The sequence below is a fragment of the Conchiformibius steedae genome, from assembly GCF_014054725.1.
GTDB classification, from domain to species: domain Bacteria; phylum Pseudomonadota; class Gammaproteobacteria; order Burkholderiales; family Neisseriaceae; genus Conchiformibius; species Conchiformibius steedae.
In genome coordinates this window covers 1,368,912-1,380,079 of record NZ_CP059563.1, presented here as the reverse complement: position 1 = coordinate 1,380,079, position 11,168 = coordinate 1,368,912, and the positions used below count along the sequence as shown (strand labels likewise).

The 11,168-nt window shown below is 53.3% G+C and carries 9 protein-coding genes; 6 read left to right on the top strand and 3 right to left on the bottom strand.

Going from position 1 to position 11,168, the window contains the following annotated elements; translation table 11 throughout:
* Positions 1–39: 39 nt before the first annotated feature.
* Both H3L98_RS07295 and H3L98_RS07290 read right to left on the bottom strand, forming a co-directional pair.
* Positions 40–531: a hypothetical protein gene (locus H3L98_RS07295; protein WP_156932210.1), complete on the bottom strand. Its 492-nt coding sequence runs from the start codon at positions 529–531 to the stop codon at positions 40–42.
* Between the two features lie 14 nt (positions 532–545).
* The gene (locus H3L98_RS07290; RefSeq protein ID WP_246327798.1) at positions 546–1,847 is read right to left on the bottom strand and encodes a paraquat-inducible protein A; all 1,302 of its coding nucleotides are present in this window, start codon (positions 1,845–1,847) and stop codon (positions 546–548) included.
* 175 nt (positions 1,848–2,022) lie between these two features.
* Between H3L98_RS07290 and ung the strand changes: the two genes are divergently transcribed.
* The 6 genes from ung (at position 2,023) to argG (ending at position 9,871) form a co-directional block, all read left to right on the top strand.
* Positions 2,023–2,682 carry a uracil-DNA glycosylase gene (ung, locus tag H3L98_RS07285; RefSeq protein ID WP_027021425.1) on the top strand — a complete coding sequence of 220 codons (660 nt, stop codon included), beginning with the start codon at positions 2,023–2,025 and terminating at the stop codon, positions 2,680–2,682.
* A gap of 121 nt (positions 2,683–2,803) precedes the next feature.
* Complete coding sequence (locus H3L98_RS07280) at positions 2,804–4,369, top strand: glycerol-3-phosphate dehydrogenase/oxidase (RefSeq protein ID WP_027021424.1); 1,566 nt, start codon at positions 2,804–2,806, stop codon at positions 4,367–4,369.
* A 158-nt stretch (positions 4,370–4,527) separates the two neighbouring features.
* On the top strand, positions 4,528–6,021 hold the full coding sequence (gene glpK / locus H3L98_RS07275; protein WP_027021423.1) for a glycerol kinase GlpK: 1,494 nt from the start codon (positions 4,528–4,530) through the stop codon (positions 6,019–6,021).
* A gap of 81 nt (positions 6,022–6,102) precedes the next feature.
* The gene (locus tag H3L98_RS07270) at positions 6,103–6,852 is read left to right on the top strand and encodes an MIP/aquaporin family protein (RefSeq protein WP_027021422.1); all 750 of its coding nucleotides are present in this window, start codon (positions 6,103–6,105) and stop codon (positions 6,850–6,852) included.
* 152 nt (positions 6,853–7,004) lie between these two features.
* Positions 7,005–8,462: a TrkH family potassium uptake protein gene (locus tag H3L98_RS07265; RefSeq protein WP_027021421.1), complete on the top strand. Its 1,458-nt coding sequence runs from the start codon at positions 7,005–7,007 to the stop codon at positions 8,460–8,462.
* A 77-nt stretch (positions 8,463–8,539) separates the two neighbouring features.
* Positions 8,540–9,871, top strand: a complete 1,332-nt coding sequence (argG, locus tag H3L98_RS07260; RefSeq protein ID WP_027021420.1) for an argininosuccinate synthase — start codon at positions 8,540–8,542, stop codon at positions 9,869–9,871.
* A 71-nt stretch (positions 9,872–9,942) separates the two neighbouring features.
* Here argG and H3L98_RS07255 read toward each other — a convergent pair whose 3' ends face one another.
* A complete protein-coding gene (locus H3L98_RS07255) occupies positions 9,943–11,139 on the bottom strand; it encodes an acetate kinase (RefSeq protein ID WP_027021419.1) in 1,197 nt (398 codons plus the stop codon).
* Positions 11,140–11,168: the final 29 nt, after the last annotated feature.

Sequence of the window (11,168 nt, the reverse complement as noted above, 5' to 3'; positions counted from 1 at the left end):
TTTAAAACTATTATTGGTTTATATTTTTTGAAAATAAATTTATTTGTCTGTTTCGGGTTTGGGCAGAAAGATGGACAGCAGCGCAGTCGATACGCCACCGCAAAACGCAGTCAGCAGCATACTGTATATAATCACAATATACCAAGGCGGCACATTGCCTGCCTCAAAAAGTATCACAAAAGCAAAAAATAGCATGCTAAATAATATACCCAATGTCCACGCGTTCCACCATGCGCCCCAAGCGGCGGTTTTCAGGCAGCCTTGCCAATTACGCCGCAAGCCGCGTTTGCGTACTGAACGCGCCGTCAGGGATGACGCAGGCATACCCAGCACCCAAGCCCAGATACCAAATTTAAACAAATAATCCCCTATTTCCCTAATGCTCATATTAACAATGTTCACGTTAATAATTAGCAACATAAACACACAACCGCTGATTATACCCCCCAACTGTTCCATTGTTACAATAAATACATCATATAAGCTGTCTTTCGCGTTCGGACTGCTTTGTTCCGTTATCTGCTTATCCATTATGTTTCTCTTTTCTAGTCATTTGTATGCTGCCGTGTTTTCCAATCCCAAATCAGGCGCACGTCAAAAAAATACGCCGACCACATGGTGAGCAGCACCACCAAGCAAAAATACATCGCCGCAGGACCGGGCGTTACCCGCGCCACAGGCGTGTGAAACGCACTCATCAGGATAATAATCACAAAAATATCAATCATCGACCACCGCCCCACCGCTTCGGTTAAACGGTATTGCAGCGACAGCCGTTCCACCGACAGCAGCGGCTTCACTTTCGCGCTGTACAGTAGCAGTGCCATAGAAATAATTTTTAAGCTGGGTACGGCAATGCTGGCACTAAAAATAATTACCGCAATCAGCTTGTCGCCCTCGCCCCACATATACAGAATGCCGCCCAAAATGGTACTCACGTCTTTGGCAAGCGGGTTTTCCGAAATCATAATCGGCAGCAGATTAGCGGGAATATACAAAATCGTTGCCGCCAGCAAAAAATAAAACGACAGCTTCAGGCTGTGTGGACGGCGGTCAAACACATCCGAACCGCACACCCCGCATTCCGCTTCGTCTTGCGGACGAAAATACAGGCAGCGCGTACAACACACCGTTTGGCTGTGTGCAGCCGTTTGAAACAAATCGTGGTTTTCGCTGCGGCGGATTTGAAAATACAGCCAATGCGCGGGAACAGCTTGCACCAATCTCAATAAAATCAACGCCAACACAGGCATCAGCCAAAACGCCGCGCCAAATTTTACCTGTGCCACCGCGCTCATTTTGATGTCTGCCACCAACACCGAAATAAAAAACACATCTGCCATCAGCCAATGGCGCAAACGCGTCAGCGCACGCGCCACATACAACAAATAGGGAAACGGCGCTTGGCTCAACAGTGACCAATACACATACAGGCACATCAGCAAAAACAAGGCGGGTACGCCAAAGGTAAACACCACCAACACCGTACCGAGAAAGCCGTCGTCCTGCCCCACCAGCGATGCCACCATCTGCGGCAGCGTTAAATAGGCAAACGCACTGCCCAAACGCACGGTGGCAAACATCTGGCTGTACACCAGCGCCATCACAATCAATCCCGCCAATGCCAATGCCAATGGCAGTAAATAAGGGTTGTACTCTACCCGCACCAAATGTCCGCCGCAACGCGGACAATCCGCCTGCTGCCCCTGCCGCAATTTGGGCAGCGACACGCGCAAACCGCATTCGGGACAATCCACCTGATGCGCGGGCAGGGTTGCCGAAGGCAGGTAACGTTGCAGCCATTTTTGCTGGGCGTAACGTTTGGCAATACGGACGGGCAGTTTCAAAACCAAGCCTTTTCAAACTCAAACGTCCCATTATAATCACACACACAGCCATTTTTTCAAGCACTTTTACCCAATAGGCACACACGCCTTGCCCCAAAGCACAGTGTCCGCGTTATAATCCCCCTTCCCTATTTCACCCGATTTCGGCGGCGTTCCGTCCCTTTTTACCATGATGATGCAAACTTGGCAGCAAGCCATCGGCGCGGAAAAAGCGCAACCTTATTTCCAACAGATTTTGCAGCGCGTACGCGCCGAACGCGAAAGCGGACAAACCGTTTATCCGCCTGCCGCCGATGTGTTTAACGCTTTCCGCCACACCGAATTTGCCGATGTTAAAGTGGTGATTTTGGGGCAAGACCCTTATCACAATGTCAATCAGGCGCACGGTTTGGCGTTTTCGGTACAAAAAGGCGTGGTGGTGCCGCCGTCTTTATTAAATATTTACAAAGAACTTTCTGAAGATATTGCAGGCTTTACCGCGCCCGCGCACGGTTGCCTGACTTCGTGGGCGCAACAGGGCGTACTGCTGCTCAACACCGTGTTGACCGTCCGCGCCCACCAAGCCAATTCCCACGCCGATTACGGTTGGGAAACCTTTACCGACCGCGTCATTGCCCAATTGGACGCACACCGCGAGCATTTGGTTTTTATGCTGTGGGGCGGACACGCACAACGCAAAGCCGCATTTGTGGATACGCAACGCCATTTGGTGTTAAAAGCGCCTCACCCTTCGCCCCTGTCTGCCTACCGAGGCTTTTTCGGCTGCCGTCATTTTTCGCAGGCAAATGCCTATCTGCAACAACACGGTTTAACGCCCATTAATTGGCAGAATTAGTGTTTGAGACTTATCAAAAAATCCGCATACAAACCAATCTTCCCGCACAATGCCCTTGCCCGCGCCCCTGCGAATGGTGCAGAATGCCGCCACCGTCTTAAGGTTAAATTAAGGAAATTTGATGAATAGAAATGAGATGCTGGCGCGTTTAAACGCGCAACAAACATGGGATGTGGTGGTGATCGGCGGCGGCGCAACGGGTTTGGGCGTGGCGTTGGATGCCGTTACCCGTGGTTTTACCACCCTGCTGCTGGAAGCCCACGATTTTGCCAAAGGCACGTCCAGCCGTTCCACCAAGCTACTACACGGCGGTGTGCGTTATTTGGCACAAGGCAATCTGCCTTTGGTAATGGAAGCCCTGCGCGAACGCGGACGCTTGGCGCGTAACGCCCCGCACCTGTTTCACGCCCAACCGTTTATTATCCCCAGCCCCAACACCTGCAAAAGTGCCTACTATATGGCGGGCTTGTGGCTGTACGACCGTTTGGCGGGCAAATTGGGCATCGGGCGCACCCGTTATTTGGGCTATGGCGAAACCGCTTCACGCCTGCCTGCGGTACGCGCCGAAAAACGCGCTTCGGGCGTGTGCTATTTTGACGGACAATTTGACGATGCCCGTTTGGCATTATCCTTGGCACGCAGCATTGCCGACCACGGTGGCACAGTATTAAACCATTGCGCGGTTACCGCTTTAGACAAAAACGATGCAGGCAAAATCTGCGGCGTGCGTTGCCGCGACACACTCGGCGGCGGCGAATATACTGTATCCGCCAAATGTGTGGTGAATGCAGCGGGCGCGTTTACCGCCGATGTGCTGGCGTGGGACGATGCCGCTGCTGCGCCGCGCATTTTGCTCAGTCAGGGCATTCATTTGGTATTGGACGGCGACTTTTTGGCTGGCACAGACGCGCTGATGGTGCCTGAAACCAGCGATGGGCGCGTGTTGTTCGCCATTCCGTGGCATGGCAAGCTGTTGGCAGGCACGACGGATACCCCCGTTCCCGCTGCCGATTACGAACCCAAACCCTTGGCGGAAGAAGTGCAGTTTATTTTGGACACCTTGGGCGAATATTTAAGCCGCGCCCCCACCGCAGCAGATGTGAAAAGCGTGTTTGCGGGCTTGCGCCCCTTGGTGAAACCTGCCGACAGCGGACAAAGCAGTAAGGAAGTATCACGCAGCCATCAGGTAGAAATCAGCGCATCGGGATTGGTGAATATTTTTGGCGGAAAATGGACGACTTACCGTCAAATGGCGCAAGACGGTATCGATAAAGCCATCGCCCACGGTCTGCTGCCTGCCGCTGCTTGTCGCACCGAAAACCTGCCCCTGCACGGCGCAGCGGGCGCAAAAGAATCGTTCGGGCAATCGCGTCTGTCGGTTTACGGTGGCGAAGCCGAACAGATTACCGCTTTAGAACAAAGCGATGCACAACTGGCGCAAACCCTGCACCCCGCCCACCCCTACACCTATGCACAAGTGCAATGGGCATTAGAACACGAAGCCGCGCACAGCTTGGAAGACGTTTTGGCACGCCGCATCCGTCTGCTGTTTTTAGACGCGGCTGCCGCCGCCGAATGCGCCCCCGCCGTTGCCCGCTTTATCGGCGAACGTTTGGGCTGGGACGAAGCCAAAGTTCACAGCGAAACCGAGCAGTTCCGCGCATTAGCCCAACAGTATTTACTTTAAATTTAAAAGATTGTGTAGTTAGTTAAAAGGATTGATTTTCCAGACAAGGCGGCGCTGCCGCAGACAGTATGAAGAATACGGCAAGGCAGCGCCAACGCGGTATGGGAAATCAAGCATTTTAACTATATTTCTTCAGCCAACCCATTGGGAGCCACGTTATGCCCAAATACATTATTTCACTTGACCAAGGCACCACCTCATCACGCGCCATTGTTTTTGACCACGCAGGTTCGGTTATCAATGTCGCCCAAAAAGACTTCCCCCAATACTTCCCCGAACCGGGCTGGGTGGAACACGACCCGCACGAAATTTGGAGTTCGCAGGTTTCCGTGTTGAGCGAAGTCATCGCCAAAACCGATATTCCCGCCGATGAAATCGCTGCCGTAGGCATTACCAACCAGCGCGAAACCACCATGGTGTGGGACAGACACACGGGCGAACCGATTGCCAACGCCATTGTGTGGCAGGACCGCCGCACCGCGCGTTTTTGCGACACGCTGAAAGAGCCTTATGGCGAGCTGATTCGCCACAAAACAGGCTTGGTGATTGACGCTTATTTTTCTGCCAGCAAAATCCGCTGGTTGCTGGACAATGTAGCAGGCGCGCGCGAAAAAGCCGAGCGCGGAGAACTGGCATTCGGTACGGTAGATACTTGGCTGCTGTGGAAGCTGACGGGCGGAAAAGTACACGTTACCGACCCCAGCAACGCCAGCCGTACCATGTTGTTTAATATCCGCGACATGGCGTGGGACGATGAACTGCTGCAACTGTTTAATATTCCGCGTTCGCTGTTGCCCGAAGTCAAATCCAGCAGCGAGGTTTACGGCTATGTGGATTCGCGCTTTATCAGTGGCGGCAAAGTACCGATTGCAGGCATTGCGGGCGACCAGCAAGCCGCTTTGTTCGGGCAGATGTGTACCGAAAAAGGCATGGTGAAAAACACTTACGGCACAGGCTGTTTCCTGCTGATGAACACAGGCAGCGAAGTGGTGGAATCGCAAAACAACCTGCTTTCTACCGTGGCATGGCAAATCGGCGGCGAAACCACGTACGCGCTGGAAGGCGGCGTATTTGTCGGCGGTGCGGCGGTGCAGTGGGTGCGTGACGGCTTGCGCTTGGTGCGTACTTCTGATGCCATCAACAGCTTGGCGGAAACGGTGGAAGACAACGGCGGCGTGTATTTTGTGCCGTGTTTGGCGGGCATGGGCGCACCTTATTGGGACCAATACGCACGCGGTACGATTATGGGCATCACCCGCGGCACCACAGACGGACACATCGCTCGCGCCACTTTGGAAGGCATCGCCCTGCAAGTGTTTGATATTGTGAAAGCGATGGAAAAAGACGTAGGCGCATCCACCAAAGAATTCCGTGTGGACGGCGGCGCCAGCGCCAGCGACCTGCTGATGCAGATTCAGGCAGACGTGTTCCAATTTGATACCGTGCGCCCGAAAATCTTGGAAACCACCGCTTTGGGCGCAGCGTATTTGGCGGGTTTGGCGGTCGGCTTCTGGAAAGACACCGCAGAAATCGCCCAGCAATGGCAAAAAGACCGCGTGTTCCAACCCGAAATGAGTGCGGAACGCGCCGCCCATGTGCTGCATTACTGGCATAAAGCCGTTAAAGCGGCACAAAACTGGATTGAAGAGTAAATCTTCCCTACGGGGCAGCGGCAATCATCACGCGCCGCGCCCCGACCGTTTTCCCCGTCAAATTCAAAAAAGGAACACAAAATGAATCCGTTTACCGCAGAAGTAATTGGCACCGCCCTGATGATTTTACTCGGCAACGGTGTAGTAGCAGGCTGTGTGTTGAAAAACACCAAAATCGGCACGGGCGGCGGCTGGATGGTGATTACCACCGCTTGGGCGTTTGCCGTGTATGCGGCGGTGGTGGTGGCTGGTCCTGCTTCGGGGGCGCATCTGAATCCCGCCGTCAGCATCGGCTTGGCAACCGCAGGGCTGTTTGAGTGGGCGAAAGTGCCGATGTACATTGTGGCGCAGTTTATCGGTGCGATGTTGGGTGCGGGTTTGGTGTGGCTGTTTTACGCCGACCACTTCGCCATCACCGACGATGAAGGCGCAAAACGTGCCTGTTTCTGCACCGAGCCTGCCATCCGCAATCTGCCACGCAATTTTATGAATGAAGTGGTGGGCGCGTTTGTGCTGCTGTTTGTGATTTACTATCTGGTCGGCAACGGCGAAATTACCCTGCCGCAACAAAGCCAAGCCACACCCATCGGTTTGGGTTCGCTGGGGGCGTTGCCCGTAGCCATTTTGGTGTGGGTGATTGGTTTGAGCTTGGGCAGCACCACGGGCTATGCCATCAACCCCGCCCGTGACGGCGGTCCGCGTATGGTATTGACGCTGTTGGGTAAAAAACTCGGCGGCGTCAAACCCGATTGGCAATACGGCATTATTCCGCTGACTGCGCCGATTGTGGGCGCGGTATTGGCGGGACTGTTGTTTTTGTGTTTAAAATAAGCAACTGATTCTAAAACACGCACGGTCTTTTGCCCCCGCGCAAAAGACCGTTTTCTTTTCCTGTTTGACACCGTTTTCCTGATTTCCCTGCATTTCCTGCGCTGCCGCAATATGGCACAATAAACGCCAAACACAACACCCCTACCCCACCCATGCACAAACTGCTGCCGATTTTTCACGTTTTATCCAAATTCAACCTGCTGTTTGCCCTGCTTACGCTGTTGCCCGCTGTGGTGTCGCAATTGTACGGCGACGGCACACTGCCCGCATTTGCGCTGACTGCGCTGGTGCTGACGGTATGGTCGCTGGTGATGCGTTTTTTAACTTACCGACACCAGCGCGAACTTAAACCGCGTGACGGTTTCACGCTGGTGGTGCTGCTGTGGCTGATGTTTGCCGCCGCTGCCGCCATGCCGTTTTACCTGTATTTTTATCCCACGCTCAAATTTACCGATGCCTTTTTTGAAGCCATGAGCGGGCTGACCACCACAGGCGCAACCGTATTTGGCAACTTGGACAAACTCGCCCCTGCCCTAAATTTTTGGCGGCACATGCTTAATTGGTTGGGCGGAATGGGTTTGATTGTGCTGGCGGTTGCGGTGCTGCCGATGTTGGGCGTGGGGGGAACGCAGTTGTTTAAAGCCGAAATCCCCGGTATTCAAAAAGACAATAAAACCGCCCCGCGCATTTCCCAAACCGCCAAACGGCTGTGGCTGGTGTATTTGGGTTTTACCGTATTGACCTGTTTGGCATTACGCGCTGCAGGCATGAGCTGGTTTGATGCCGTGTGCCACGCCATGGCGGTGTTTTCTTTGGGCGGATTTTCCACCCACGACAGCAGCATCGCCCATTTTGATTCTACTGCTGTGGAAGGCGTGATTATGCTGGCAACGCTGGCAGGCGGCATCAATTTTGCCAACCACTTTGCCGCCATCAGCCAACGTTCCCTACGCAGCTACTGGCGCGATGAAGAAGTGCGTACCATGTTGTTTTTGCTGTGCAGCAGCATCGTCTGCGCCAGCCTGTATCTGGCGTTTAAAGGCTTTTACCGTTTGGACGAGGCCTTCCGTTTTGTGGCGTTTAACTATGTTTCCATCGGCATGGCAAGCGGGTTCGCCAACGCCGATTTTGCCCAATGGCCTTTAATTGTTTCTTTGTGGATGTTTTTTCTGTCCAATATTTTGGCGGGAACAGGCTCGATGGGCGGCGGCATCAAATTGGCACGCGGTTTGGTGTTGGCAAAATTTTCCCTGCGCGAAACCACGCTGCTGCTGCACCCCAACGCCGTGCGTACCGTGAAAGTAAACGGCAGCCGTGTCAGCGAACGGGTGGCGATGGCGGTGATGGCGTTTATTTTTGTGTATTTTGCCACCGTGGTGGTGTTTACTTTTGCGCTGATGATGTCGGGTTTGGACTTGATTACCGCGCTCACGGCAACCGTGGCGTGCATCACCAACGCAGGACCAGGTTTGGGTTCGGTCGGACCCGCGCAAAACTACGCTGCCCTATCCGATATGCAAAAATGGCTGTGTATGGCAGTGATGCTACTGGGACGTTTGGAAATTTTTACCGTATTTGTGCTGTTTACCCCCGGATATTGGAAAAAATAACGCTCAGTTTGCCGCCGATGCCGTGTGTTTACCCGCATGCGGCGGTATAATCGCGCTTTTTCGCACAGGAGAACGCCATGACCCACACCATTTTGCAAAACCTGCCTGTCGGCAAAAAAGTCGGCATCGCCTTTTCGGGCGGTTTGGACACATCTGCCGCGCTGCTGTGGATGAAGCTCAAAGGCGCACAGCCCTACGCCTACACCGCCAATCTCGGTCAGCCCGATGAAGACGACTACAACGCCATTCCCGCCAAAGCCAAACAATACGGCGCAGTAGAAGCCCGTTTGATTGACTGCCGCCGCCAACTGGTGCATGAAGGCATCGCCGCCATTCAATGCGGCGCGTTTCACGTTGCCACCGGCGGCGTGCCTTATTTCAACACCACCCCGCTGGGTCGTGCCGTAACAGGCACCATGCTGGTTGCCGCCATGCAGCAGGACGACGTGCATATTTGGGGCGACGGCAGCACCTACAAAGGCAACGACATCGAGCGTTTCTACCGCTACGGCTTAATGACCAATCCCGCCTTAAAAATCTACAAACCGTGGCTGGACCAACAATTTATTGACGAATTGGGCGGACGTCAGGAAATGTCCGAATTTCTGATTGCCAGCGGCTTTGACTACAAAATGTCAGTAGAAAAAGCCTATTCCACCGATTCCAACCTGCTTGGTGCCACCCACGAAGCCAAAGATTTGGAATTTCTCAACAGCAGTGTCAAAATTGTCAAGCCCATTATGGGTGTCGCGTTTTGGGACGAAAACGTCGCCATCAAAGCCGAAACCGTTAGCGTGCGTTTTGAAGAAGGCGTACCCGTTGCCCTAAACGACAACAGCTTCGACAACCCCGTGGAACTGATGTTGGAAGCCAACCGCATCGGCGGACGGCACGGCTTGGGCATGAGCGACCAAATTGAAAACCGCATTATTGAAGCCAAATCGCGCGGCATTTACGAAGCCCCCGGTATGGCATTGCTGCACATTGCTTACGAACGTTTGGTAACAGGCATTCACAACGAAGACACCATCGAGCAATACCGCATCAACGGCTTGTGCCTCGGACGTTTGCTGTATCAAGGACGCTGGTTTGACCCACAAGCACTGATGCTGCGCGAAACCGCCCAACGTTGGGTTGCCAAAGCCATTACAGGCGAAGTTACATTAGAGCTGCGCCGTGGCAACGACTATTCATTGTTGAATACCGAATCGCCCAACCTGACCTATGCGCCCGAACGTTTGAGCATGGAAAAAGTGGAAAACGCCGCCTTTACCCCGCTGGACCGCATCGGACAATTAACCATGCGTAATCTGGACATCAGCGACACCCGCGCCAAATTGGGCGTGTATTCGCAAACAGGCTTAATCGGCACAGGCGACAACGCACTGCTGCCGCAGTTGGACAAATAAACCCTTAATCCCATAAAAAAACCCGCGCCCAATTGGACGCGGGTTTGATTTTTTAACGCATTAACAATCGTTTAGATTCCCGACAAACGCGCAGTATCCTGTGCAATCATCAGTTCTTCATTGGTGGGAATAACCACCGCTACTGCACCGCCGTTGTCAGCAGTAATCACGCCTGCATTGCCAAAACGCGCTGCCAAGTTTTTCTCTTCGTCCAGCTGCAAGCCCAAGAAGGTACAGTAGTTCACCACTTTGGCACGAATCAGCGAAGAGTTTTCGCCGATGCCACCGGTAAACACCAGCGCATCCAAACCGCCTGCTGCCACTGCCATTGCCGCCACATATTTCGCCAAACGGTAAGAGAACACTTCCAATGCCAACAATGCGCCTTCATGACCTTGTTCCGCCGCTTCTTCAATAGCACGGCAGTCGTTAGACAATTCGGAAATCCCCAGCAAACCGCTTTGTTTGTTCAACATATCGCTTAATTGCTGAATGTCCATGCCTGTGCTTTGCGCCAGATAAGGCAGAACGCCCGCATCCAAATCGCCTGCGCGAGTACCCATCACCAAGCCTTCCAGCGGGGTCAAGCCCATGCTGGTGTCTTTAGATTCGCCGTTGGCAATGGCGGCAACCGATGCGCCGTTACCCAAGTGGGCAATCACCATACGCAAATCTTTTTTGTCTTTACCCAAGAAACGCGCGGTTTCATCGGCAACAAAACGGTAGCTGGTGCCGTGGAAACCGTAACGGCGCACGCCTTGTTCGCGGTAGTATTTGCGCGGAACGGCGTAAGTGTAGGCGTGAGCGGGCATGGTTTGGTGGAAAGAGGTGTCAAACACCGCCACATTCGGCAGACCGCTGAAAATGGCTTGTGCGGCGCGGATACCCAGCAGGTTGGCGGGATTGTGCAGCGGCGCAAGCGGGCTGCACTGTTCAATTACGTCAATCACTTTATCGTCAATCAATACCGATTCGCTGTAGGCTTCGCCACCCATTACCACGCGATGACCGATGGCGGCGATGCGGCTGTCCAAACCGTGTTTTTTCAATTCTTGCAGCAATGCGCCTACTGCGCCCGTGTGGTTGGGCTCGTCCGCCAATTCCGAGCGTTCTTTTTCACCATTGATTTTAAAAGTAATAAAAGCATCGGGCAGATTGAGTTTTTCTGCCAAGCAGCTTAACAGCACATCGCCGTTGCTGCTGTCAATCACTGCGCCTTTCAGCGACGAGCTGCCGCAGTTTAAAACCAAAATCAGTTTTTCCGACATAATAGGGTACTCCGTAAAGTTTTGTTGTG